Annotated in this window: 22 protein-coding genes; 15 read left to right on the top strand and 7 right to left on the bottom strand. The window is 51.6% G+C overall.

Features of this window, described 5'->3' with window-relative positions:
- The first annotated feature begins 52 nt into the window (after positions 1-52).
- The 9 genes from DPF_RS08475 to DPF_RS08435 all read left to right on the top strand — a co-directional run bounded on the left by DPF_RS08475 (position 53) and on the right by DPF_RS08435 (position 11115).
- Positions 53-586: a hypothetical protein gene (locus tag DPF_RS08475; RefSeq protein ID WP_069859042.1), complete on the top strand. Its 534-nt coding sequence runs from the start codon at positions 53-55 to the stop codon at positions 584-586.
- A 33-nt stretch (positions 587-619) separates the two neighbouring features.
- Positions 620-1108: a hypothetical protein gene (locus DPF_RS08470; RefSeq protein ID WP_069859040.1), complete on the top strand. Its 489-nt coding sequence runs from the start codon at positions 620-622 to the stop codon at positions 1106-1108.
- 203 nt (positions 1109-1311) lie between these two features.
- Positions 1312-2874, top strand: coding sequence for a type IV pilus secretin PilQ (pilQ, locus tag DPF_RS08465; protein ID WP_176724213.1), 1563 nt, complete (start codon positions 1312-1314; stop codon positions 2872-2874).
- 19 nt (positions 2875-2893) lie between these two features.
- Positions 2894-4588 carry an ExeA family protein gene (locus tag DPF_RS08460; RefSeq protein ID WP_069859035.1) on the top strand — a complete coding sequence of 565 codons (1695 nt, stop codon included), beginning with the start codon at positions 2894-2896 and terminating at the stop codon, positions 4586-4588.
- 8 nt (positions 4589-4596) lie between these two features.
- Positions 4597-6291: a GspE/PulE family protein gene (locus DPF_RS08455; protein ID WP_069859033.1), complete on the top strand. Its 1695-nt coding sequence runs from the start codon at positions 4597-4599 to the stop codon at positions 6289-6291.
- A gap of 3 nt (positions 6292-6294) precedes the next feature.
- Entirely contained in the window at positions 6295-7506 is a 1212-nt protein-coding gene (locus tag DPF_RS08450; protein ID WP_069859031.1) for a type II secretion system F family protein, read from the top strand.
- 382 nt (positions 7507-7888) lie between these two features.
- Positions 7889-9235, top strand: a complete 1347-nt coding sequence (locus tag DPF_RS08445; RefSeq protein WP_083254582.1) for a sigma-54 interaction domain-containing protein — start codon at positions 7889-7891, stop codon at positions 9233-9235.
- 290 nt (positions 9236-9525) lie between these two features.
- Positions 9526-9927 carry a type IV pilin protein gene (locus DPF_RS14390; protein WP_069859029.1) on the top strand — a complete coding sequence of 134 codons (402 nt, stop codon included), beginning with the start codon at positions 9526-9528 and terminating at the stop codon, positions 9925-9927.
- 777 nt (positions 9928-10704) lie between these two features.
- Positions 10705-11115 (top strand): hypothetical protein, encoded by a 411-nt coding sequence (locus DPF_RS08435; protein WP_141721100.1) that lies wholly within the window; start codon positions 10705-10707, stop codon positions 11113-11115.
- Here DPF_RS08435 and DPF_RS13915 read toward each other — a convergent pair.
- Positions 11112-11399, bottom strand: a complete 288-nt coding sequence (locus DPF_RS13915; protein WP_141721099.1) for a hypothetical protein — start codon at positions 11397-11399, stop codon at positions 11112-11114. The genes DPF_RS08435 and DPF_RS13915 overlap by 4 nt on opposite strands.
- Here DPF_RS13915 and DPF_RS08430 point away from each other — a divergent pair.
- The 5 genes from DPF_RS08430 (at position 11388) to DPF_RS08410 (ending at position 16132) form a co-directional block, all read left to right on the top strand.
- Positions 11388-11858, top strand: a complete 471-nt coding sequence (locus DPF_RS08430; protein ID WP_069859025.1) for a pilus assembly FimT family protein — start codon at positions 11388-11390, stop codon at positions 11856-11858. The genes DPF_RS13915 and DPF_RS08430 overlap by 12 nt on opposite strands.
- Before the next feature lie 60 nt (positions 11859-11918).
- Entirely contained in the window at positions 11919-12353 is a 435-nt protein-coding gene (locus DPF_RS08425; RefSeq protein WP_069859023.1) for a PulJ/GspJ family protein, read from the top strand.
- A 33-nt stretch (positions 12354-12386) separates the two neighbouring features.
- Positions 12387-12929, top strand: coding sequence for a prepilin-type N-terminal cleavage/methylation domain-containing protein (locus tag DPF_RS08420; RefSeq protein ID WP_069859021.1), 543 nt, complete (start codon positions 12387-12389; stop codon positions 12927-12929).
- Between the two features lie 30 nt (positions 12930-12959).
- Complete coding sequence (locus DPF_RS08415) at positions 12960-15347, top strand: hypothetical protein (protein WP_069859019.1); 2388 nt, start codon at positions 12960-12962, stop codon at positions 15345-15347.
- Positions 15348-15415: 68 nt separating this feature from the next.
- A complete protein-coding gene (locus DPF_RS08410; protein ID WP_069859017.1) occupies positions 15416-16132 on the top strand; it encodes a S1C family serine protease in 717 nt (238 codons plus the stop codon).
- An 85-nt stretch (positions 16133-16217) separates the two neighbouring features.
- Here the strand turns inward: DPF_RS08410 and DPF_RS08405 are convergent, their stop codons facing one another.
- The 3 genes from DPF_RS08405 to DPF_RS08395 form a co-directional block, all read right to left on the bottom strand.
- Positions 16218-17411, bottom strand: a complete 1194-nt coding sequence (locus DPF_RS08405) for a type IV pilus twitching motility protein PilT (RefSeq protein WP_069859015.1) — start codon at positions 17409-17411, stop codon at positions 16218-16220.
- A gap of 101 nt (positions 17412-17512) precedes the next feature.
- Positions 17513-18601 (bottom strand): AAA family ATPase, encoded by a 1089-nt coding sequence (locus DPF_RS08400; RefSeq protein ID WP_069859013.1) that lies wholly within the window; start codon positions 18599-18601, stop codon positions 17513-17515.
- Positions 18602-18729: 128 nt separating this feature from the next.
- A complete protein-coding gene (locus DPF_RS08395; protein WP_231702160.1) occupies positions 18730-19986 on the bottom strand; it encodes a replication-associated recombination protein A in 1257 nt (418 codons plus the stop codon).
- 304 nt (positions 19987-20290) lie between these two features.
- Between DPF_RS08395 and DPF_RS08390 the strand changes: the two genes are divergently transcribed.
- On the top strand, positions 20291-21505 hold the full coding sequence (locus tag DPF_RS08390) for an MFS transporter (RefSeq protein ID WP_069859009.1): 1215 nt from the start codon (positions 20291-20293) through the stop codon (positions 21503-21505).
- 7 nt (positions 21506-21512) lie between these two features.
- Here the strand turns inward: DPF_RS08390 and DPF_RS08385 are convergent, their stop codons facing one another.
- The 3 genes from DPF_RS08385 to DPF_RS08375 form a co-directional block, all read right to left on the bottom strand.
- Positions 21513-21803, bottom strand: a complete 291-nt coding sequence (locus tag DPF_RS08385) for a hypothetical protein (RefSeq protein ID WP_069859007.1) — start codon at positions 21801-21803, stop codon at positions 21513-21515.
- An 82-nt stretch (positions 21804-21885) separates the two neighbouring features.
- The gene (gene hisC / locus DPF_RS08380; protein ID WP_069859005.1) at positions 21886-23019 is read right to left on the bottom strand and encodes a histidinol-phosphate transaminase; all 1134 of its coding nucleotides are present in this window, start codon (positions 23017-23019) and stop codon (positions 21886-21888) included.
- On the bottom strand, positions 23016-24365 hold the full coding sequence (locus DPF_RS08375; protein ID WP_083254579.1) for an ATP-binding protein: 1350 nt from the start codon (positions 24363-24365) through the stop codon (positions 23016-23018). Before DPF_RS08375 ends, hisC begins: the two co-directional genes overlap by 4 nt.
- Positions 24366-24496: the final 131 nt, after the last annotated feature.

The raw sequence follows: 24496 nt of genomic DNA, 5'->3' as shown, positions 1-24496 counted from the left end.
AACTTGAGGCGAATGACATTGAATCTTTTCTCTAACCTGTGGTCGGTGATGTATGCGTAATCAAAAGCTGATTTTGCCCAAAAAGACGATCCTGGCCCTTGTTGCCGGTGTGCTTGTCCTTGGTGTTGTCGGGTTTTTGCTTCTTTTTCCCGTGCTTCGGGACATGAACCGGTTGGATCGGCAGATTGCACGGGCCCAGACACGGCTGGCCGTCAAAAAGGAGCTGTATCCCGATTATAGTCGTCTTCTCAAGATGCAGCAGACCCAGGAAGCATTCAGGTTGATCCCCTACGAGGATACAATGACCCGCGAGAAGGATATCAGTACCTTTGGCAATACCATTGCGTCCCTGTGTACCCGGACGGGGATGGATTACGTGGCAGCAACGCCTTCTCCGGAATCCATTAGCGGGGCAAAGCATATGGTGCTGGTGGACGTGGTCATTCGGGGCGATTTCCTGCGGTTTCGGGAATTTCTTCTGCAGTTGTTGCAGGTGCCCTCGTTGGTGAGCGTGCAGCAGATCAAGGTCCGGTCGATCCCGGAAGATCGTGAGTACGGTTTGAAATTATGGGTCGGGTTACACTAATTCTTCAACCTGTTATCTGGATGAAGGCAAGCGATGTCAAAGCGTGAAAAAATAATACTTGTGGTCATGGCTGTTGTCGTGGTTGCGGGCATATACATGCTCGTCATGGATTCCGGTACCAGGAAATCCGTTTCGGACAACTCTCTGGCCGAGGCAAAGAGTGCCAAAACAGCCGTGAACAAGGAAATGGGTAATCTGGCTCTATCCGATGCCACGCAATACGCCATCCAATCGGTGAATGCTCCGTGGATCCGGGATCCTTTTCGCAAGGTGAGTCTTGAAAAGAATGAGCAATCCGTTGTCAAAGGTGACAAGCCGATCGTTACCTTTCGCTATACAGCGTATGTTTCCATAGGCAAAACCTGTGTCGGGGTCATTAACGGCAGGGAATACGAACCAGGTGAACTGCTCAAGGAGCCGGGATACCGACTTCTTGAAGTAGGGCCCAAAAAGGCGGTTATTGCCGGTCCCGGCCAGGACAATACCATCGTCGTTCCCTATCATGACAAGAACAACAAGTGAGTTGTGGGCCCATCAGCCCTCTTGAGTACTTATCGATTAAGCTGGAGATATCCATGGTGCGAACAGCAGACAGAAGACACAAGACTCTCTGTAGAATGTTGAGGTATGCGGGGACGTTGATCGCCGTAACCATGCTTTTGGTCGGGACGGGATGTCTTGACAAGAAACCGACCACAGATCCTTTTATGGAAAAGTGGAAGAAAATGGCTCAGGAGTCTCGCGGATATTCTCCCGAACTGACCCAGGAGAAGATTGATGTGGATCAGCCGGATCCCGTGCTGGAGGTTTTTTCCGGCGAGGAAAAACCGGTCTCCGTGCGGCCCCTGCCCACCATGCCAACAACCCTGGATGTGCATGACACGGAAATTCGCGCCGTGCTCCAGGCTCTTGCCAAGGCGGCGCGGCAGAACATCCTCATCAATACCAATATCAAGGGTACCGCCACGGTACGTTTTCACAAAACCCCCTGGGACGAGGCCTTTAATGCGCTGCTCAAGTCCCATGCCCTGACATACGAATGGGAAGGCGATATCATTCGGGTTATGAGCATCGAAGACATGAAAAAGCAGTTGGAAATCGAGGCGTTGCGTGCCAAAAGTACAAGCCAGGACATGGCCATCAAGAAGCTGGCTCCGCTCAAGACCCGGGTCATCAAGGTCAAGTACGCCAATATCTGGGATATTCAGGGCTCGCTTATCTCTGCTCTGGGCGGGGAGAGCAAGAAATCCGGTTCCATAACTGAAGATGCAAGCGGGGCAGCCGCCAGCAATGTCTCCGTCAGCACGGAGCAGAAAACCGATCGGGGCAATGTCTTTGTGGATGTGCACAGCAACTCCCTGATCCTCCAGGCTCGGTCCGAAGACATGGAAATGCTCACCAATCTTATAGCCATTCTGGATCGTCCGCCCAAGCAGATCCACCTCAAGGCATATATTGTTGAAGCCACCAAGACGACCGGCAGGGAGCTGGGTATGCAATGGGGCGGCAAGTGGAGCAACAACCTTTCAGGCAGTTCGGACAGTGCCACCATTGGCAGTGCCAAGGGGGGAGAAGACGGTGCGACGGCCCTTTTTGGGGATGGAAAGAGCGGGCAAGGCATGATTTCCAACTTCCCGTTTGGGTCCATTGCGGCACCTGGCATGGGGACCAACGGGCTGGGACTCAATTTCATGCTCGGCAATTCAGCCAGTGACATCCTGGAGGCCCAGCTCACGGCCCTGGAAACCAAGGGTGAAATCAATATTCTTTCCAGTCCCTCCATCACGACCATGGACAATCTCATGGCCTTTACCGAAAGTGGTGCCAAGGTGCCGTATGTCAGTTATGACGACGGGGATAAGACTGTCGAGTTCGAGGACGCGGTGCTCCGTCTGGAGATTACGCCCCATGTCATTGATTCTACCTATCTCAAAATGAAGATTCTGGTCAAAAAGGATGAAGTGGATTTCAGTGAGGCCACCAAAGTGGAAGGCAATCCCACCATCGTGAAAAAGCAGACCAGTACCAATCTTATTGTACGCAACAATGAAACCATTGTTATTTCCGGGTTGACCAAGCAGACGTTGTCCGATGCAACGTCACAGGTTCCCGGTCTGGGTGATGTTCCCGGTCTGGGATGGCTGTTTAAAGGGAATAGTAAAAGTGACGAAATGGAAGAAATTCTGATTTTTGTCACCCCCACCATTTTGGATACGCATACCGAGGCCTTCCGAAAACCACCTTTGGCCGTTCATGATGCAACCCTTGGCCAACAGGTCGCCCAGTAGGACCGGGAGAGAATGTCTGATGGATTATTTCGCACTTTTGGAGTTGGAAAGGGAGCCATTTTCCAATTCACCTGATCCGGCTTTTTTTTACGAATCAGCCCATCATGTGACCTGCCTGCAGCAGCTGGAACTGGCCATTCATCTCCGCCGTGGCCTCAATGTGGTCATGGGCCGGGTGGGTACGGGCAAGACCACTCTTTCCAGGGAGCTTGTACGCCGGCTGGACGGGCAGAGTGATGTGCGTGTTCATCTGGTTCTTGACCCGTCCTTTGCCTCGGCCGAGGAATTTCTTGTGGCCATCGAAAAGATGGTGCTCGGGGACAACCAGCCGGGGATTTCCAGATGGCAGCGCAAGGAACGTATCAAAAAGCAGCTGTTTGCGGCAGGGGTGGAGGAGTCGACTCTCTCGGTGCTACTCATTGACGAAGGGCAGAAACTTTCCCTGGATTGTCTGGAAATAGTGCGGGAGCTTCTCAATTACGAGACCAATACGGGCAAGCTTCTTCAGGTTGTTATTTTTGCCCAGGAGGAATTCGGTCAGACCCTGCAACAGATGGAGAATTTTCAGGACCGGATCAATTTTTTGTATCATCTCGGACCCATGTCCTTCAGGGAAATGCGGGCCATGATTCGTTTCCGCCTGCAGCAAAGTGCTCAACCCGGGGTTCGGCGATTGCCATCATTCACCTTTCCAGCTCTTTGGCTCACTTACCGCATGACCCGGGGGTATCCCCGCAAGGTGATCCACATCTGTCATCGTATTCTCCTTGCCCTGATCATTCAGGGCAAGACCCGCATCACGTGGGACATGGTCAGGGTTGCAGGCAGTTCGGTGCAGGGTGGGCGGTCGCGTGCTGGATCACGGCGGACGTCCTGGAAGAGTGCCCTGGCCATGAGTGTGCTGATCATGGCGGGAATATGGGTAGGGCATGCCCAGGGCCTTTTGCCGGTGGATATTTGGGCCCGATTCATGGCGTCTGATGTACCCGAGCAGGCGGATGGGATTGCCGGAACGGCATCTCATAACGGGAGCGCAGGAAACAGTACTGCTGCTGATGCCATGCTTACGGCAACTTCCAATTCGAAGTTTGGAGCGGTTCCTCCTCAGGATGAAGATGCTGTTTTCAGGAACAATGTTTTCCCGTCCCCGTTTTTGGGCGTGATCCGTGTCCGTTCCGGCGATGTGATGTACCGGTTTGTTCGGGGAATATATACCCCTTCTTCCCTGGCAGACCTTCAGGACAGGTTGCAGGTTGTGGTCGGGCACAACCCTGGTTTGAAAAATCGTCCTGGCCGGCTGCTGGTGGGCACCAAGGTGGTTTTTCCCACGCCCGATCCGGTGCCGGATCCCTTTGGTCGGGGACGCTACTGGGTGATGCTGGATAATGCGGGTGAGCTTGAATCCATGTATCGTCTTCATGAGCAGGACAGCGAATATACGTGCCTAGTGGTTCATTGGAATCGGGAGAACGGGTATTCATTTTCTCTGATGCATGCCCAGGGTTTTTTGAATGAAGAGAGTGCCAGTCGGGTTGTTAGGAGTTATCCGTCAGGGCGTTACAAAGAGCCCGTGGTGATTGATCGGAACACATGGGCCAATGATGTTTTTTTCACACCGCTGCCGGGTCCTAATGACAACCCCGTGCAAACGGTGAGATTTTCGACTGAGTCGAATACGACTCGGCATATTGAAACGGCGAGGATATCAGGTTGAGAAAACGAATGCGTCTTGGAGAAATGCTGGTTTCGGCAGGTCTGCTGACCGAGGAACAACTCACTCAGGCCCTGAACGAGCAAAAAAAGACCGGACTCAAATTGGGCGAGTACCTGATCCGAAACAGTATTATCAAGGAATCTCAGGCCATTGATTTGATCGGTCGGCAGATGCGGATAAAAAAATTCAAACATCAGGATTTTCCTCTGGATGTTGACCTGATTCAGTACATCCCCGCAGACATGGCCATCAAATTCAAGGCTGCCCCACTTCGTGCCCAGTCCAACCTTCTGCTGGTGGCCATGGTCGATCCCATGGACATCAACGCCCTAGATGCCATTGAGATCCAAAGCGACATGGAGGTGGAACCCGTCATCTGCACGGAGCAGGAACTCAATCAGCTCATTGCTGGTTTGTACGGTGTGCGTACGGGCATGGATGGGCTCATGGAAAACATCAGTCAGCTTGATGTGGAAGACAATGTTGATACCGCGGTCTCGGCTACTGCCGACGTGGCGGTCAGTTCCTTGGAGGACATGGCTTCAGAGGTCCCGATCATCCGTCTGGTCAATTCCATTTTGTCCCAGGCCGTGCGGGAAAAGGCATCGGACATCCACGTCAGTCCTGAGAAAAATAGTGTACAGATTCGGTTCCGCATTGACGGTGCACTGCAGGAGATTCCTTCCCCTCCCAAATCCCTTCACTTGGCGGTTGTTTCCCGTCTCAAGATTCTGGCTAACATGGATATTGCCAACACGCGCATTCCCCAGGACGGTCGGTTTACCGTGACCATGGAGACCAAGGAAATCAATGTCCGCGTTTCCACTCTGCCGACCATTTATGGCGAGAATGTGGTCATGCGTCTTTTGGACATGAGTGCGGGAGGGTATACCCTTGATGAATTGGGCATGGTTGATTCGGATCGGGACAAAATCACCCGGGTGCTGCAAAAGCCCTACGGCATGCTGCTGTGCACAGGTCCCACAGGAAGTGGTAAAAGCACGTCCCTGTATGCCATGCTTCGCATGATCAATACTCCTGATATCAATATCATTACTCTGGAAGACCCGGTGGAGTATCGGGTCAGCAATATCCGTCAGGTCCAATTGAACTCCAAGGCAGGCATGACCTTTGCCAGTGGCCTTCGTTCCATTCTCCGGCAGGATCCGGACGTGGTCATGGTAGGCGAAATAAGGGACCACGAGACCGCCAATATCGCAGTACAGGCAGCTTTGACCGGTCACCGCCTTCTTTCTACTGTGCATACCAACGATGCCGCCGGGGCCATCACCCGGTTCGTGGACATGGGCATCGAGCCCTTTCTGATTTCTTCGGTGCTCCTTGCCACCATTGCCCAGCGGTTGGTGCGCAAGGTCTGTCCTTATTGCAGGGAAGAGTATCGTCCTGATGCGGCGCTTTTGAAATTCTGGGGGCTGCACAATGTCAAGGATGCTGTTTTTGTGCGGGGCAAAGGGTGCTACCAATGCAACAATACCGGTTTCAAGGGGCGTAGTGGGGTTTACGAGATTCTGGTCAATGACGATCAGGTCCAGGATATGATCCTGCACCGGGCGTCTTCCCAGGAAATCACCAGAACCCTGCAAAAGAATGGTAACCTTCGTACCCTCAAGGAAGACGCCGCGTTTAAGGTTTTGCAAGGCGTAACAACCCTGGAAGAGGCCACTCGGGCCGTTATGGTATAGCCAATGAAATATACGTACAAGGCCATTACGGATGTTGGGTCCACCATAACCGGAACCCTGGAAGCCGAAAGCGTCGATGCCGCTAACGCCCTTCTGAGCGAGAAGGGGTATATCCCCACACGGGTGGTTACGGACAGCGGGTCTTCGGAATTGTGGGAGCGATTGCAAACCCGTTTGACCAAAATCAAACCCCAGGAACTCATCCTGTTCACCAAACAGTTCAGGACCATGTTCAAGGCCGGGGTATCAATCATGGAAATTTTCAGGACCATGGAGGCTCAGACCGAAAATCGACGGCTCAAGCAGATTATCGCTGACATCGGTGAAAACGTGAAAAGCGGCACCTCCCTGGCCGATGCCTTTGCCAGGCATCCTCGTGTTTTTTCGCCCCTGTACTGCAACATGCTCAAGGCCGGTGAGGCCAGCGGCGCCCTGCCCGAGGTCCTCAACCGGCTCATCTATCTTCTGGAGCATGAGCACAAGGTCAAAAGCGATATCAAGTCGGCCCTGCAATACCCGACCATTGTCCTTATTGCCCTTGGTGTGGCCTTTTTTGTCCTGCTCACCTTTGTTATTCCCAAATTCGTGGGCATCTTCAAGGCCTCCCACATCGACTTGCCGGTTCCCACCCTCATCTGCATGTATCTGTACCAATTCATCTCCACCTATTGGTATATCTGTCTTGGTGGAGTCGTGGCATTGATACTGGGACTTCGGTACTATTTCAGGACCCCGCAGGGCCGACTGGTGCGGGATAGGGTCCTGCTCAAGATCCCCATTGTCGGTCCGGTGTTCACCAAGTCGGCCATGTCCCGGTTTGCCTCCATCTTTGCCATTCTTCAGGCCAGCGGGGTCACGGCCCTGGACTCTTTGGACATCCTTTCCCTGACCATCGGCAATGCAGCCATTTCCAAGGAGTTTGACAAGATCAAGGAACTCCTCAAGGAGGGCAAGGGAATTTCCGGCCCCCTGAGCCAGGCCCGGTTTTTCACACCCATGGTGGTCAACATGGTGGCCATTGGTGAGGAGTCGGGGAATCTGGATGAGATGCTCCAGGAAGTATCCAATCATTATGACGATGAAGTGACCTATGCCGTGTCCCAGATGTCCACCAACTTGGGACCCATCCTCATTGTGGGCCTTGCCGCTGTTGTGGGCTTTTTTGCCCTGGCCATCTTTTTGCCCATGTGGGATTTGACAAAGATGGTGCATTAAAAAAGTACGCAGGGCACAGGGCGCAGGGAACAGAAAGTGCGCAGTACACAGTGCACAGTACGCAGTGACTATACGTGGGATTTGGATGTTTGTTGCTGCAAAGAGGTTCTTTCTTCTGGACTGCTTTATGTATGGTTGGAAGAGGCGACAGGTTCCCTGACGGTGGGCGCAGGGCACAGGAAGTGCGCAGTACGCAGGACGCAGGGCGCAGTGGCGATAGGTGGATTTTGGGTGTTTATTGCTGAAAGAGTCTCTTTCTTCTGGGCCGCTTTATGTGAGGGTAGAAGAGGGGACAGTTGTCTTGACCCTGTATTGGTTGGGGACGTCTAGCAATCGTTTTATGTAACGGGCTGTTTTTGATTGTCACGGAAAAATTGTTTTCATGTCTGAACACCATATGCCGAGCTTTGGTTTGCCCTTCAGAAATGCTCGTGTGGTTTTGAGCCTCAGGTTTCTGGTTCCTGTGATTTTTAGCGGGTTTTCCCTGCTTTCCTTTTTGCTGGCCTTGCTTCTTGCCGGATATTATGACCCGTCCTCATGGGCCATGCGGTTTTGGGGGTTGGCCGTGTGGACCATCTCCTTTGGCCTTGCCTATGCCATCATGCACATGATGGTACGCCCCATTGAGGACTTTGCCTCCAGGATCGAAGAGATCAAGGAAAAGGAGTCTCCAGGGGAACGCGTGCCGACAGCACAGCAGAACGCACCGCCCCGCAATGAGCTGGAGCGTTTTACCCAGGCCCTTGACGGGGTGACAGACATGCTCACCCGGGTGGAAAGCAAGACTCATTTCCCGGACATGGTGGGAGAGAGCAGGGCCATGCGCGCGGTGTTTTCCCAACTCCTTGTTGTGGCAGGCAGTGATACCACCGCCCTCATTCTGGGAGAATCAGGCACGGGCAAGGAGTTGGCTGCCCAGGGCATTCACGCCAACAGCCCGCGCAAACATGGTCCCCTGGTCAAGGTCAATTGCGCGGCCATTCCCGATACTCTGGTGGAAAGCGAACTATTTGGCCATGAAAAAGGGGCGTTTACAGGAGCCACCACAGCCAAGCAGGGCAAATTCCAACAGGCATCAGGCGGAACCATCTTTCTTGACGAAATCGGGGATATGCCCCTGGAAACCCAGGCCAAACTGCTGCGGGTGCTGCAGGACAGGGAAGTCATTCCGGTGGGCGGAAGCAAACCCATCAGGGTTGATGTGCGGGTCATTGCCGCCACCAACAAGGATTTGCCCCAAGAGGTCAGGGACAAGCGGTTCCGGGAGGATCTTTACTTCAGGATCAATGTTTTTCCCGTTGAACTGCCACCGTTGCGGGACCGGTTGGAAGACATTCCCCTGTTTATTGACTGGTTTGCACAGCGTGCAGACAGAGAGATCAAGATTACGAACCAGGCCCGGCAGATGCTTCTGGCTCATTCCTGGCCCGGCAATGTGCGCGAGCTTATACATTGTCTTGAACGGGCCACCCTTCTGGCCGGAAAAGGAGAGATCCTGCCAGCCCATTTGCCCCCCCCGTTGAAGAGGGCTCTTCCTGTCATGGAGCATCAGCAGAGCTTGAATCTCAATGATCGCCTCAAGGAAATTGAAAAGACCCTGGTGGAAGATGCCTTGCAACGTTCCCACGGAGTCCAGGTGCGCGCGGCTGAACTTTTGGGCATCCAGGTGCGCAGTTTGTGGCATCGGGTCAAAAAGCTGGAAATTGATGTGAGCAGATTCAAGCAATAATTTTTTGTGCACCTTGTTTGGGATTCAGGTGAATATGGTTGGCGGAGGATTAAGACGTTATGGGCCTCTGAAATCAGCCACAGAGCCATGAACAACAAATTATGGTGGGAACACTCCAAAGTTTGGAGCCAGGGTAGGTGCCTTGCTGGAGGAGTATGCAGCCCGGATGAGGATACACCACTCTTTTGTGATTTGGCCCTAAGTTTGCTTGTATTTGTGTCATGTGATCCGTGAGGATGGTCCTTGGGGATCACATGTGTCCGAATAATCTATTATGGAGGTTGAACCGGATGAAGAGAGAAACGAGAAAAAGGGAACAGGGTTTTACGCTTATTGAAATCATTGCCGTTTTGATCATTCTGGGTATTTTGGCGGCAGTGGCTGTGCCGAAATTTATGAATATGCAGGATGAAGCTCGTGAAAAAGCTAAACTTGGAGCCTGTGCTGCGGCTTCTTCTCAAATTCTGATGCACTTTTCTGATTCTTTGCTCAATAATGGTGGAGATGTAGATGCTGCTATAGGTAATGCTACTAGCACATCTATTCTTGATACAGACTTGGGAGATTTTGATATTAAAACAGTTACTCTTGGAGCTGATACTATAACAATAGAGCTGGACATGCCTGATGGTTATACTGATTCTGTAAACAATTCAACGTGTACCATGCCAAATCCTGCTTCTAATTCTTAAAATAGAAAAAATAACAGACACTAAAATTCAGGCTTATGACTGTCTTTTGGTGTCTGTTATTTGCTACTATTGGAATTGATGGATATGAATAAAGGGTCGACTTTCGAAGTTAACTTTTATCCACTAACAGTATTTTTTTGCTAACAATAAACGATCTTTCACTGGCTAAATATCTATGTTCTCTTAAATCATTTCCAAAATTTTGTTGATGATATTTACGGGTACTGATCTGATTGTATGAAGATTTTTTAGCATGGCACCGAGAGTTCTGCCTAGTTCCTCAATCAGGGTGTAGTTCACAGCTTCCTCGCAGAAGTGATGGAATAGGATGTCCAGATCTCTTAGAATTTCTGCCCGGAGTTTTTCTATGCAGAGAAAGATGTATCATGTCATTACAATATTTGTATAAGCAATATTGGATAAAAATATCTTTTTTGACATTTTTTTCTATTCAAGGTGATGTTTTGCTGTGTAAAAAAACTTCAATTTCCCAACGCTAACAAGATATACAAAACTATTTACTTATCAGGAATATTTTTATTGGTATACAGCAATGCAGGACAATATTTCTTTCCATTTTTTTTGATAAAAACAATTTTGCCGAACGCCTATCTTTCATGTTAACTTGCGCTTTGGATAAAACGTTCTTTATTCTCTGGCGTTTTCTGAATTAATGGTGAATTTGCCTAGTGTATTATGTTTGTCACATGAAGAACAATATTTTTGAATCAGCCCGAATTGTTATGTACTCTCTTTATGTCGTACCCTTTGAACTTTATGAACTCAAACTCCTCTTCTTATCTTACTCTTTCGCGTTATCAGATCAATCAGTCTGTAAAAAGTGCCCTGGTCCGACATTTTGCAGATCTTTCCCAACTGGATTTCACCACCACCAAGAACACGGTGTATCTGAACGGCATTCTTAAAAAAGACCCCAGCGGGGATTTTTCCGCATCAGGCCTGGAGGCCATGTTGCGGGAGATTGTGCGCATCCCTGGGGTACGGGGTTTGCAGGCTGATTTGGACAACTGGCTGGTGAGTTATAGCGGGGCCGGATTTGATTTGCACAAAAAAGCTCGTCCCCGGGCTTCTTCAGGCATGGGGCAGACGGTCAGGATTGCCCGGCAGGAAGATGTCGGGGATGTTCTTCAGGACATGCCTGAATCTTCGGAAGAGGAGCGTACTTAATGCGAGTTCTTGATGGCATGTTGTTTACCGAGAAAAGAAGGCAGTTTTTCTGTCTTTTTTTGTTTTTGGGCAGGTAACCATTGTAATACATTGGGTCTGTTTTTTTGTTCATGATGTTGACGTGATGGGTTAGAAAAGCTATGTTTGCCCCAGACCGTAATGCACTCTGCTGGGGCAAGGTCGTTCCCCATATTGTCTTTAAAAAAATCGTTTTGAAACATATAGTTTTGTTGGGCGGGTAGGTATGAGCCTGATAACGGAATGAGGTTTTCATGTTGCTGCAAAGATCGTCATCCAGGTCCGATGGATTTACTTTGATTGAGGTCGTGACCGTGTTGATCATTTTGGGTATTTTGGCGGTTGTTGCTGTTGCACGATCATTGGATACCAATGCTGACCTTGTGAGTCAGACAGATGTCATCAAATCGCACCTCCGTTATGCCCAAAGCCGGGCCATGGCCATGGAAGAAGTCTGGGGAGTCAACAGCACCGGGACCAGCTATTACTTATACAGTGCACGTTCCGGCAAGGTTCGGTTTCCGGGTGAGGATTCGGATGATATCATTTTGGCCGACAAGGGGATGGCGTCTATGACTCCCGGTAGCTTCGCTTTTGATAAAACGGGGTGTCCCTTGGATGAGACAGGTCAACCTCGGGATGATAATGCCATCATTACCATTATTGCGTCTAATGGGAAAAATGCCACCATATCTATTGTTTCTTTTACGGGGTATGTTCCCTGATACATACCATACCGATGCAACCTTTCAATCAGTCAATGATGTTAATGGTGTAGGTGTACTATGAATAATCACTCAGCACACGGTTTTACCCTTTTGGAGGTCATCCTTGTCTGCATTGTGGGGTCTATTCTTGGTGTCATGATGGTCCAGTTTGTGCGTACGAGTTCCTTGAATGCAGTTCGTCCGGCGATCCGTTTCAATACCCAGACAGATCTGCATGCAGCCATGGAACGTATTACCACGGAATACAGGACGTTGCTCGAAAATACCAAGGCGGATGAGTTTAATTTGGGACTTCTCAAAAGTTTTATTGATACGGATACTGAAATCAGCCCCTATGTTTCTTCCTCCAAGACGGGTTTCATTTCGTTTACATCATCCGGGGGGAAAAATTATGTGGCCTCGAATATAAGTCAAAGCCAGGGTTCCAATTCCATTCTGCTGGTTACCCTGGAAAAAAACGGTCAATCCCTGAGTTCTGTTTTTGTTGAATAGCATGGAATAAAGAGCCTACAGCGTGGAGTTTTCATGAACCACAAGCAACACGGATTCACCCTGATCGAGATCATTGTCTCTCTGCTGTTGGTGGCGATTATCACCGCCTTTGCAGGTATGGGATTGGTTCAGACCGTGGAGTCGTATATGTTCAGCCGGGATACGGTGACTTTGACGGAAAAGGCCCAGCTTGCCTCAACACGCATAGCCCTGGAATTGGGATTTTTGGAATCGATTTCCAGAGCCGCGAAAAACCGCCTCCACTATATATCCACCCGAGGTGATGGGGATCAGGAATACCGATTGATTAGGACGGAGAGCACCATTGTTCTCAAAGAAAAAGGCACGCCTGATCGTTTGCTTATTGATGGATTGGGAGATTATTCAGGTAAAAAGTTTTTGTCGTATAAGAAAGAAGACGAGTCCAATTGGGTGGTTAGTGATAGTATCAATGACCTTGCGTTCATCGAGATGACCTTGATTCTAGCCCGGCCAGACGGATCTGATGTGGAGTACGTATCCTTGATCGACGTGCGTAATAACCATCGCGCTAACGCGGTATTGCCCAATCTCTAGAATGCCAGACAGGGCTGTTGAGGAGAATATATGCATACCGAACACGAAATTCATCAAATATTTTTTCCCTTGGATGCTTGTGTCCGCCCTGCCAGAAATCGCGGTTCGATCCTTGTGGTCCTTATTGTCGCCATGGTGCTCATTGGGGCTTTGGGAGCCGCAGTGGTTTCCCTGAATTCCACGGGCATGTTCAACATCGTGTCTCACAACAGCAACCAGAATGCCTATTATTTGGCAGAAGCAGGATTGCGGTATGCTGCAACATTGTACAAGAATACGGATAATGCCCCTGGTGGATCAGTTGACGATAAAAACGCTGATGATGAAAAACGCGATGTTCTGGAAAACCAGCTGGATGGATGCACCTATCAGATGCCTGATGGCACAGGGCAATTTTCTTTGGACGTGAAAACCTTCTGGTTATATGCCAAAAGCGATTTTTCTTCCGGGTCCAGGGCAACTTTGTATTTTCCTGCCGAGATTCCGGATAATTTTGATTTCCCTGCCAGCGGGACACTTGTACGATTTGATAGAAACAATGACGAGTGCACGCCCTTTGATTTTTCCGGTGCTGTGCTCGACCGTTCCGGTTTACGTGTTACCTGTAGGGTAAGAAGCAGAGTCTATTCAGATGATATGCTTTATCTGGCCTTTCCTGTTCAAACAAGTCAAACGGTTGAACCAGGCGGCGATATCACTCTTGCTTTGAATAACCAACTACAATCAGGAACATATTGTATCCCTCCAAAAAACGGATATTTCAGAATTTTGCAAGGAACGACCATTGGTGATTTTGATGATCGTTTGTTGTTTTACGAAAGGGCAGTTATTGATGGAACAACCCTGACCCTGAAGGATGTTTTTGATCGGGACAACACACAGTTTGAAGGAATCACCATTGGTCCGGGGTCCGAATCAAAAATAGTTTTCAAAAAGAATCTTGTTTTGGAATCAACGGGCAGCATTGGTTCTGATTCCTTTGGTGCATCCAGAACAGTGAAATATGCTGTTCCCGTGACCGACAGTTTCAAGGGGGAGGTTCCGGAATCAATTACTTTTAAAACAAAAAAGGATCTGAGTGACAATTTCAGTGCTGTGAACGGGGAAGGCATGGAGGTTGCGTCGTATATCACTGCAGGTGGGAATTCCCTGTTTGCCACCATGACCAGCATTCCCACAAGTACCGATGATACCAAAATGGGCACGTTTGCTCTGAGAAAAGAAGATACCATAGAAAACGCGTGGAGACAGAACGGGTATCAGCTGGATTATGATGTTCAGGTCAAGCTGTCCAATGGTAAGGACCTGAAATATGGAGGAGAAGGACTGAGCGTGCGCATGCGTCCCTCCAATGGAGATTATGACTGCCTGGGTGTTTCCATGATGAAGTTTGGGGGATATGGGACTTCATCGTATATTATTCTCAACGATGACCTGCCGAATAGGTTGAAGGCTGGAAATGAGGTGGGGTGGATAAGAGAATGGAGTTGGGTAAGTGCGACCGTTGTCGATGTCCTCCCTGATGAGAGAAAAATTTTGGTCCTTTATGATGATTCTGCTGATAATTTCGTCACGTCTGGAAACACTTTGTATTGGGGTAGGAACTGGAATAAATCTGCCACTGTCCAGGAAGCGTATCTTCACGATATGATCCCCGATGGCATCAAGCCCCATATTCCGGGCAAGGATCTTACCGATACCCTGCTTTTGGTTCTCTGGCACCAGGAAGTGCAGGACGATGGTTCCTTGCAGCGCCGATGGCTGGCCTATAAGGAACTTCCTGAATCGTACGATCCGTATATTCAGGGGAATCAGTATGGTCACGGAACTCCGTATGACGGTCAAATTGTACACGATAACACTTCCTTGGTTGTACGGATGCGCGAGGGATATGAAAAAACAACCAAGGTAAACAAAATTAATGTCTTTTATGGGGACATGTACGATACTTCAGATCCTTCAATCCCCGATCATGAAGATCCCAACAGCATTGCCTACGATATTGTTCCCCGAAAGCGGTATGTCTATGGCGAACCGGTAATCAGTGGTACATGGAATCCTCAATGGCCTCCGCGAAAAATCAGCCAGTGGAGTTCTTACACGGATTATTTTACCCATGTTCAAAATGGAACTTCGGAAGATTCCCCTGATAAGTTCCAGTGGGACGGTCTGAACAACAGCACGGATATCGATTTTGATGTATTTGAACTGGCTGACGACGGAACCATAACCATTTCCGAGCTGGTCACCCCGAATTCTGGAACCTACAAAGTGCCGGAAATCGGTTTGCATGCCTTTGGCAATGTGTATAAAGGCGGTTCCGGGAATTTCCGTGTAGCATCATTCAATGATTTTGCCCTGTTGCTTTTTACGCCCGGATATGACCGCGGTGGTTTTCTTTCGGCTGTTGCGTATTGACCAAGACAAGTATGGAAAATTTTCGGGGGCAGAGAAATTGAATGACAAACGGATATGGAGTTGTGTCCATGCGCATCTTCGGTTGGTGTTGGTTGGTTCTGGCAGCTATGGTTTTGCAATCAACCTTTACATGGGCGTTGCTTCCTCCGGGTTCTGACGATTTTCAGGCGGTGTACGCCAAACCCCGCCATTCCGTGGTCACTGTTCTGACCTATGAGACTGGCGGGGGATCGCCCACGGGAGTGGGGTCGGGTTTTTATGTTGCCCCTGACGTGGTGGTGACCAACGCCCATGTGGTGGATGGGGCCGGGTATGTGGAGCTGAAGAAGGATCTCAAGGATGAGCCCATCCGGGTTTTGGAAATCCTGGCCGTGGACCGGGAAGCCGACGTTGCCCTGCTTCGCACGGCCCAAACCGGGGTTCCTCTGGTGTTGAGCCCCTCCTCTTCTGGAACGGGTGAGCCTGTTGTTGTGATTTCCTCTCCCCTTGGGTTGGAAAAAACCATGTCACAGGGGATTGTAAGCGGTTTCAGAAAGGTACGGGGAAAGCACTATGTACAGCTTACTGCCTCCATTTCTCCGGGAAGCAGTGGGGGGCCGGTTTTGAACCGCAGGGGGGAAGTTCTGGGTCTGACAGCTTTCATGCTGGACGGGAAACATACTCAAAACCTCAATTTTGCCATTCCTGCTTCGGTGATCCGGGATGTGATCAACAAACAATCTCGGCCTTCATCCAGTGAATTGCATATTGAGGAGCGCAACGGGGAGATCGTGATAACCGATTGATGGCGAGGTCGTTTCCTTGGAAAATACCATAACGGGCCGGGATCTGGTATGATCCCGGCCCGTTATTTTTTCGTGTGGTGGCGGTTTATGCCCCCATGCCGCGTGATTCAATGCGGGTGATGATCTCGTCAACCTGGCATGTGTTGCCATCCAGGCTCACGCACCGCGTGGAGGATGCGTCTATATCCTCTTGTGGAGCTACCTGGGCAGAAGTCAGCACGGATGAGGTGTGCCGTGGTGTTGCTTTGGCTGTGATCCTGGGAGTCAGCGTGTTCCATGGCGGAGTGAAGCGGTTTTTGGTGTTCAAAAATTCTTTGCGGTAGCGGGAAAAGGTGTACACGTCCTTGTCCTTACTCAATTCCATGATGTTATGAATCTGTTCGATTTTGTTTTCCCGGACCGTATTGCCAATGGCCGGGGAGGGAAAGAGCATGGAAAGATGCGGGATTCTGAAGCCCAGCCGTTTTTCATAGATGAGTTTTTGGACAACAATGCCGCCCAAACAGGAGGCAAGCTGGTGCCTGACAAATTCCTGGGCTTCCAGGGGGAAGGAATTGCATATGCGGTAGATGGCCTCTTGCATGTTGCTGGCATGCAGGGAGGCAAAAACCAGGTGGCCCGACTCGGCAGCGCTGAGGGTCAAACGGATGGTTTCGGGATCGCGCAATTCGCCAACCATGATAATGTCCGGATCTTCCCGGAGAATATCCACCAGCCCCTGTTCAAAAGAGAGAAAATGTTCCCCCAGTTCCCGCTGCTGAAAAAAGGCCTTGCCTGAACGGAAGGAGTATTCAATGGGATCTTCTAGGGTGATGGCGTGGGCTGCCCGGGTGGCGTTGATCTTGTCCAGGAGGGAGGCAATGGTGGTTGATTTGCCCGAACCCGTGGGACCACAGAAAAGGACCAGTCCGGAATCCAGGGAACAAAAACGGGTAAGGGCCGGGTGCAGATTCAGGTCGGTCAGGGTGGGCACATGGGCCGGGAGGAAACGGGTAGCAATGGCCAGGCCGCGGACCGTATTGAAGATATTGACCCGAAGCCGGATGCCCGCAAGGTTCATGCCCAGATCAACGGACAAGCGTTCCCGCAGGATGCGCAAATGGCGCGGACCAAGCATCTTGAGTACCAGGGCGTCGACCTGACTGGGGGTCAGGACCACTGTGTCCACAAAAACTATGCTGCCGTTTTTCCGGTAGACAATGGGATGCCCGCCACTGATGTGCATGTCGGAGACACCTTCCCGGGCGCCGCGTTCAACAAGGGATGTGAATGTATGCATTGCTACCTCGAGACTGTTCCAGTAATATGAGAAAGTGAGGCGTGCCAATTGAATTCCTTGTTGACTTAAGCAAGATGCGTTCCGTTATGTATGTATCTTGATTACCTCCCCTGGCTCAGTCGTTCCTGCACCCAGGCCGGGTCAATGCGGAGTATGTTCTGGTCATTCTCGGTTGTGAGGCAGGGTGAAGCTGCCGGATCAAATTCCAGGGGGGCAATGACCCGTCCCAGGGTCTCACGCAGGGCCCGGGCTCCGATGCGTGAGTTCTGCAAGGCCTGTTTGACAATGGTTTCCCTGGCCTCGGGAGTGATTTCCAGGTCAAAGCCCATGGCCTTGAAATAGCTGGTGGCGGCCTTGAGAGGAGAGTCGGGAGCTGACACCAGAATATTGTTCAACTCGGATTCCCCCAGATCTTCCAGCACGGCAATATCGCTGAAACGGGAAATGAATTGGGGAGCCATGCCGTAGACAAAAAGATCCGACAGTTTGAGATATTCCTTGAGCGAAAAATCAACCACATAGCTGATGCGTCCTTCGGCATCCGTTCCCAGGCTTTCCCGAAAACGGCGTTCGTCGCCATGTTCGGAAATGAGTTTGAACACGGTGTCGTACATGTCCTCAAAGGCCCCGCCACAGAGAAAGAACATCCTGGACGTGTCCAGAAGGATGGGATCGGGACTTCCGGCCGGTTCAAAGGAGATTTTTTCCCCTTCGAGAATGGTCAGCAGGGCCTGCTGGATGCCAATGCCCGAGGCATTGACCTTTCCAAGAATGCGCGAGGCGATCTTGTCCAGTTCATCTATGCACACGGTGCCGTGTTCCAGATAGGTCTGAATGGTTTCGGTCGGAAGATCCGCACCAAAGCGGGTGCGCACGTCGGTTTCCAGGTTGCGGAAAATGCGTCCGGTATCCACGTCACCGGCCTGTTCGCCCTGAAGAATATTGGCGTTGAGGATGGTGGTGGCCCGAAAGGGGGCCAGTTCTTCGTAGGAAGCGTAAAAGCTTCTTACGGCCTTCATGATGGTTGTCTTGCCGGTGCCGCTGTTACCGATGAGCAGGATATTGCCTGTGCCAAGGCCGTTTATGTGTTTGTACAGGGCCACGGACACCTTGCGCAGGACGTCGTCCTGTCCAAGGACCTGGGTGGCCAGAAATGCATGAATATCACGGGGAAGAAGGGTGTTTGCCATGAGGTATGGAGTGTTGTGGGTTGAAAAGGTGTTCAATGGTGAATGAATGCCAGTCGTGTTAACCGTTGGAAGCAGCCAGCCAAGAGGGCTGTCTGACATTTCCAGACCGAGTCGGCCACACAGAGGGTTCAGGAGTCCTGTTTTCTCGGAATTTTTCCGGGGCCTGGTTGGGGCGCTTTTGCGGATCGTTTTTTGGCCTGCAGCCAGGTCTGCAGTCTGGGTTCCTCTCCCTGCTGCTTGGGATGATAGAACTGTCGGACACGCACCTCGGGAGGCAGATATTCCTGCTCGATCCAGGATTCGGGAAATGCATGGGGGTATTTATATCCCTTGCCGTATCCCCATTCCTTTTGCAACCTGGTGGATGCATTCCTCAGATGCAGGGGAACGGGTTTGGGGCCGTTGCGGCGGATCTCCTGCATGGCGGCCAGATACCCGGCATAGGCTGAATTGCTCTTGGGAGCCAGGGCCAGATAGACAGTGGTTTCTGCCAGGGGGATGAACCCTTCGGGCATACCCAGAAATTCAATGGCTTGCTGGCAGGCAACCGCCATGGGCATGGCACGGGGATCAGCCAGGCCCACGTCTTCCGAGGCCGAGAGGATGAGCCTTCGAGCAACGAACTTGGGGTCTTCCCCGGATTCCAGCAAGCAGGCCAGGTAGTACAGGGAGGCGTCGGGGTCGCTGCCCCGGATGGACTTGATAAGCCCTGAAATGAGTTCGTAATGGGAATCGCCGTCGCGGTCTCCCCGGGCCACGATTTCGGGCAGGGCCGCGCTCAGATTGTTGGGATCCCGTTCCTTGGGGTCGAGCTTGCTGGTGTATTCCACCAGATTGAGCAGGGTTCTGGCGTCCCCTCCGGCCTGGCGGCCCAGCAGATCAAGGCTTTCTTCGGGAATGTATTCGTGCAGGTGAGCAGCCCCTTTTTGGGCGATCTGCACCATTTCGGCCAGGTTGAGGCCCCTGAGGCGCAGGACATGAAGCCGCGACAAAAGCTGGTTGGTGACGCTGAAAGAAGGATTTTCCGTGGTGGTGGCCAAAAGGATGATATCCCCGTTTTCCAGCAGGGGGAGAAAAAAGTCCTGCTGGGCCTTGGAGTAGCGGTGGAGTTCGTCCAGAACAATGATTTCCAGGTTGGCAATCTGTTTGCGCAAAGCGGCAATGCCTGTTTCCGGAGCGCTGAAACGGGCAAAGGGACGACCGGTATGCCGGGCCAGGAGCAGAGCCAGGGTTGATTTGCCGCAGCCCGGAGGGCCGAAAAAGAGCAGGCTCGGGAGACGGGTTGCGGCCATCATGGCCCGGATGCGCTGCTTGATATGGCTTTGACCGACAAAATCGTCCAGGCTTTGGGGACGCATGGATTCAGCAAGGGGTTTGTTGGGCATAACCTCTTTCTTAAAGCCCCTTGGCCTGCGGATCAAGGGAAAACAGGGGCCCGACGTCATATGGCAGCTGGTTTACGGCCAGGGAGACGCAACGCGTTCACCATGCCGGGGTCATGGCAAATACGCTGTTTTTTTTCTTGTTTTATCGCATGTATTGTGCAAAAGGAGCGTGTTTTTTGCCAAACAATGCGGCCTGGGATTGTGTTGGCATGCAACCCCAAGGGCTATGGGGAATCCGGTTGTGAATCCCGTTCCATTTCTCTATTTGGTCTTGTGTATCACGCCTTGATGGTGGGAGTTTGCCATGGCCTCCAGATCCAGTCTTTTTTCCTACGGGTTTGTCACATTAAGTCTGACAGCCTTGTTCGGCTTTTGTAATATCGCCATTTTTTATACCTTTTATCATTACCTCGTAACCCTTGGTATCCCCCATCAATGGATAGGGGTTCTTCTGATTCTGCAGCCCCTGACGGCCTGTGTGGTTCGCCCCTTCATCAGTCCGTTTCTGCATGCCGGCAATGGTCTGCGCTATGTGTACATTTCCTTATTGGTCAATGGTCTGGCTCTTCTTTGGTATCCCTTTGCCTTGACGATTCCCGCATTGGTGGCCGTGCGTATTCTTCACGGTGTGGCCTTTGTGGTGCTGCTTTCTTCGGTGGCAACCCTTCTTGTCCTGTTCATCCCTCCGGAAAAGAGCGGGCAGGGATTTGGCATCTTTTCCCTTTCCAGCCTGATTCCTTATGCGATTTTGCCGCCACTCAACGAGTGGGCCCTTGCGCGGTTTGGCCTGGATGAGTCCACAACCTATGCCATGGCCGTGGTCTTTGTTATCCCTGCATTGTTGTTTTTGGCGCCCATGCGCGGCATTCTTGCCGGAAAAAAACGGGATCAAAAGCGGCCCCCAAGACAGTCCATTTCCTTGGCCCTGTTGCTTGCCAATCTGGCAACACCGGGCATTGGGTATATCCTGGGGGCCAACTTCTGTTTTTTTACGGCTTCCACCACCATCCTCTACATGATCAAGGATTTTGCCCCGACTATCGGCGTGGCCAATGCAGGCGTGTTTTTTACCGTCTCCACCGCGGCCATCATTGCCATGCGCCTTGGGGGGAACATGTTTTTCGACAGGTGGGACAAAAAAAGGGTTTTGCTGGGTACGGGCATACTTTTCTGCCTGGTCCTGGTTTTTTTCGGTCACCTTTCCGGCCGACCCCAGTTCCTTCTGGCTACAGTCATATATGGCATATGTCTGGGCATTATTTTGCCTTTGCTCAACGCTGTCATGTTCCTGATCTCTCCCGATGACCTGCGCGGTCTCAACACCAACCTCATGCTGTTCATGATGGATGTGGCTTTTGTTGTCGGTCCCCTGTGCGGGGCCTTTATCATGGGCAGGACCTCTTCCTTTGCCATACTTTTCGGCGTGGCAGCCTGTTGCGCTTTGGGTGGGGTAGTGTGCGTGTCCCGGCTGCCTCAAAGGGTGTCAGATGAACAGCCGTCTGTCTGCAAGCAACCGTAGGCATCTTTCATTTGGTAACCACCAATCGCCATTGATCCCACACCATCAATCCGATGACCCGGGGCCATGATCCAGGAGTCGGAACAGGAGGTTGCCTGCAACCTGCTGTCCATATGCTGCCCAAGACACGGACGTCAGTAATGGGACGAATCCTGTTGCGTGCCATTACCGAGGCCCTGCCCGTGTGAATGGCCCTGTTGATGGCGTGGGGAACCCCTGACCGTTTGGCACCAGGCCAGAGCACGTCGGGAGGATGGACGTCCGTGGCAAAGGGCAGGGCACCTGATGCATTGTCCATGGCGTCAAATCAGGTGGAACTGCAGCCGATTTCCTGGATATTGGCCACCATGGTGGATTTCTGGTTTGTTGTCGGGGAGAATTCAGACCGGATTTCTGGTGGAGGCAGACCACTGGTCCAGAACGTGCTCAAGGGCGTTGATAAAGCGTTGCATGACGGGTTTGCTGTGCAAAGTGATCCTGATGTGATTGGGGAATCTGAATCCGGTCATTGTCCTGACCATCATGCCCTGTTTCATGAGCATCCTGTAGGCCAGCTGGTCGTTAAAGGGCATGCGGGCGACAATATAATTTCCCTGTCCACTGATGCATGGCAGGCCAAGGCGTTCAAATTCTTTTTCCAGATAGTTTCGCGATTCCCTGACCATGTTTCGGGTTCTTGTGATGTGTTCTTTGTCATCCAGGGCCGCAAGGGCCGCCTGCTGGGCAATGACATTGGTGGAATAGACGATTCTTGTGCGGCAGACGTCATAGACCGTGGCCGGATGACCGATCAGGTAGCCGATGCGCAGGCCGGCCAGGGCATACATCTTGGAAAAGGTCCGAAAGACAAGAAGATTGGGATATTTTTCCACCAAAAGGGATCCGTCGGGAAAGTCGGGCTCTTCCACAAATTCGCAATAGGCCTCGTCCAGCACAACAATGCAGCGTCCGTCCACGTGCTGCATGAAGTCGTCAAGTTCCTGGAGGGTCCAGTACGTGCCCGTGGGATTGTTGGGATTGCACACGAAAACGATTTTGGTGCGGCGGTCAATAAAGGAGAGCAGGGCCTTGGGATCGAATCGGTTGTCCCTGAGAGGGGTGAGACGGCTCTCAATGCCGGAGAATTCAGCCACCCATTCATACACGGCAAAGGTCTTGTCGGCAGTGACGATGTTGTCCCCGGACTCACAAAAGGCCTTGATCACGAACTGGATGATTTCCGTGGCCCCATTGCCCGGAACGATCTGATCGGGTCCCATATCCAGGTGGTGGGCCAGTTTGGTGCGCAGATCACTGGCGTCTCCGCTGGGATAGCGCGAAACCATCATGGGATCCATGGAACGCAGAATGGAGGCTGCAGCCGGTGGTGGTCCCAGGGGATTTTCGTTGTTGTTCAACCGGTAAAGATGATCGACGCCAAAACGTTGCTTGAGCACATGATCAGGTTGTGACGGAATATAGGGCTCAAAGGTCCGTACAAAATCGGGAACGAGCATGGAGGGTTGGAATTTCATGACGGTTCTCCCTCCCCGTTTTCGTCCCGACAGCATTGGAGGACCAGTTGGTCCCCTCCCTGATTGCCCAGGGGGACAAATACGGCGGTTTCAAATCCTCGTTCAAGGAGATGGGGAAGAATAAGGGCATGGGAAGGACGGGAAAGATCGGTCGTGAACAAAAGGGTTCTCATGCCCTTTTGAGCAAAAAGGCGCAAATGATCATCAAGGATTGTCACCACATCGGCTCCATACATTAGCAGATGCATCCGCACTGTAAGACTTTTGGGGTCCATGTCCACTCCCAACACGGTATGGGGGTGTTTGGAACAGATCTCCTGGTGCAGGGGGCTGGCATCGATCATCTGTCTTGAAAGATATTGTTCCCTGATGCGGGCCTGAAGAAAATCCTGAACCAGGGGATGAAAATAAAGATCAGCTCCGGGGTCGTCGCGCAGGGGAAAGTAATGGGCGGGAACGTGTTCACGGCTCCCATCCCGGCACAGCAGGGCCATTTTTCCGATGCGGGTGAAATAATGGGCCGGGAAACAATCCGGATCGTTGAAAAGGCAGTACATCCCCGGAATGTTTTTGCGGGCGGTCTGTTCCAGCGCGTATTCCGTGAGGGAGACCGCCATTCTCTGCCGTTCCTCCGTCGAACAAGAGAGGCTGACAAAGGGCCCGAAGAAAGAGGTCAGTCCATCCTGGCCACGGGCAGAGAGGGCGCATCCCACCACCTGGTCCTGGTCGGAAACAGCCACGGCCCCGTTGAGTTCGTCATGGAGGCACAGGTTGTGAAGACGCCCCACATGGATGAGGGATGGAAGGTTTTTGAATCGGCCCAGGCACCTTGCGGCCAACGCGTGGCACATGGGCATGTGCTGGGCGCGTGGCCGGGTGAGTCTCCAATGGGAAAAAGGCGCAGGGGGTGTTGTTACGGAGGCCATGTCCGGGATTTCCCTGTCCACCCCGAACTGGAACCTGAGCATGCCGTTTTCCGTCTGGGAAAGGGCAAACCGGTCTGCATAGCGGGCGGCCAGGTTCAGACCCATGGCATTGAGGGATGCCTGGCTTTCCAGGTCTGTTTTCCAGGTGAGATTGAAAATACGCAGGTCAACGGCATCTGCTGCCAGCTCCACCAAAAGGGTCATGTGATTGGCCCAGGTCTGCAGCATGAAAGTAAGCATTTGTCCCGGAGCGGTCCCTGCAATGTACTGGACGATTTCTTCCACGGCCAGCTGGAGTTTCATGCTGGCCTGAGGGGTGAATCCGTGCCGGCTTGCGGTTGTTTCAATGAAACCCGTTACCTCGGGGATGGCTTCATTTCGAGCGGGATAGCAACATGAGCGGACATCATTGTTAGACATGCTTTGCCTCGTGGAATGGGCATCTTCTTGGGGGTAACCTGGAAGAAAATACGTTGCGCGTGCAAGGTATCCAGCATAAATGCGTGTTGAACGCCTGTGCAGTACTGATTACAAAGCGCCTTGGCAATAAC

This window comes from Desulfoplanes formicivorans (assembly GCF_001748225.1).
GTDB classification, from domain to species: domain Bacteria; phylum Desulfobacterota; class Desulfovibrionia; order Desulfovibrionales; family Desulfomicrobiaceae; genus Desulfoplanes; species Desulfoplanes formicivorans.
Note: the sequence above shows the minus strand (reverse complement) of the source record. Positions and strands in the feature narration are given on the sequence as shown.

What these genes read in the sequence shown, in the direction of transcription:
- DPF_RS08475 (WP_069859042.1), top strand. Translation starts at nt 53, where the DNA reads ATGCGTAATCAAAAGCTGATTTTGCCCAAAAAGACGATCCTGGCCCTT.
- DPF_RS08470 (WP_069859040.1), top strand. Translation starts at nt 620, where the DNA reads ATGTCAAAGCGTGAAAAAATAATACTTGTGGTCATGGCTGTTGTCGTG.
- pilQ (WP_176724213.1), top strand. Translation starts at nt 1,312, where the DNA reads ATGGCTCAGGAGTCTCGCGGATATTCTCCCGAACTGACCCAGGAGAAG.
- DPF_RS08460 (WP_069859035.1), top strand. Translation starts at nt 2,894, where the DNA reads ATGGATTATTTCGCACTTTTGGAGTTGGAAAGGGAGCCATTTTCCAAT.
- DPF_RS08455 (WP_069859033.1), top strand. Translation starts at nt 4,597, where the DNA reads ATGCGTCTTGGAGAAATGCTGGTTTCGGCAGGTCTGCTGACCGAGGAA.
- DPF_RS08450 (WP_069859031.1), top strand. Translation starts at nt 6,295, where the DNA reads ATGAAATATACGTACAAGGCCATTACGGATGTTGGGTCCACCATAACC.
- DPF_RS08445 (WP_083254582.1), top strand. Translation starts at nt 7,889, where the DNA reads ATGTCTGAACACCATATGCCGAGCTTTGGTTTGCCCTTCAGAAATGCT.
- DPF_RS14390 (WP_069859029.1), top strand. Translation starts at nt 9,526, where the DNA reads ATGAAGAGAGAAACGAGAAAAAGGGAACAGGGTTTTACGCTTATTGAA.
- DPF_RS08435 (WP_141721100.1), top strand. Translation starts at nt 10,705, where the DNA reads ATGAACTCAAACTCCTCTTCTTATCTTACTCTTTCGCGTTATCAGATC.
- DPF_RS08430 (WP_069859025.1), top strand. Translation starts at nt 11,388, where the DNA reads ATGTTGCTGCAAAGATCGTCATCCAGGTCCGATGGATTTACTTTGATT.
- DPF_RS08425 (WP_069859023.1), top strand. Translation starts at nt 11,919, where the DNA reads ATGAATAATCACTCAGCACACGGTTTTACCCTTTTGGAGGTCATCCTT.
- DPF_RS08420 (WP_069859021.1), top strand. Translation starts at nt 12,387, where the DNA reads ATGAACCACAAGCAACACGGATTCACCCTGATCGAGATCATTGTCTCT.
- DPF_RS08415 (WP_069859019.1), top strand. Translation starts at nt 12,960, where the DNA reads ATGCATACCGAACACGAAATTCATCAAATATTTTTTCCCTTGGATGCT.
- DPF_RS08410 (WP_069859017.1), top strand. Translation starts at nt 15,416, where the DNA reads ATGCGCATCTTCGGTTGGTGTTGGTTGGTTCTGGCAGCTATGGTTTTG.
- DPF_RS08405 (WP_069859015.1), bottom strand. Translation starts at nt 17,411, where the DNA reads ATGCATACATTCACATCCCTTGTTGAACGCGGCGCCCGGGAAGGTGTC.
- DPF_RS08400 (WP_069859013.1), bottom strand. Translation starts at nt 18,601, where the DNA reads ATGGCAAACACCCTTCTTCCCCGTGATATTCATGCATTTCTGGCCACC.
- DPF_RS08395 (WP_231702160.1), bottom strand. Translation starts at nt 19,986, where the DNA reads ATGCCCAACAAACCCCTTGCTGAATCCATGCGTCCCCAAAGCCTGGAC.
- DPF_RS08390 (WP_069859009.1), top strand. Translation starts at nt 20,291, where the DNA reads ATGGCCTCCAGATCCAGTCTTTTTTCCTACGGGTTTGTCACATTAAGT.
- DPF_RS08385 (WP_069859007.1), bottom strand. Translation starts at nt 21,803, where the DNA reads ATGGACAATGCATCAGGTGCCCTGCCCTTTGCCACGGACGTCCATCCT.
- hisC (WP_069859005.1), bottom strand. Translation starts at nt 23,019, where the DNA reads ATGAAATTCCAACCCTCCATGCTCGTTCCCGATTTTGTACGGACCTTT.
- DPF_RS08375 (WP_083254579.1), bottom strand. Translation starts at nt 24,365, where the DNA reads ATGTCTAACAATGATGTCCGCTCATGTTGCTATCCCGCTCGAAATGAA.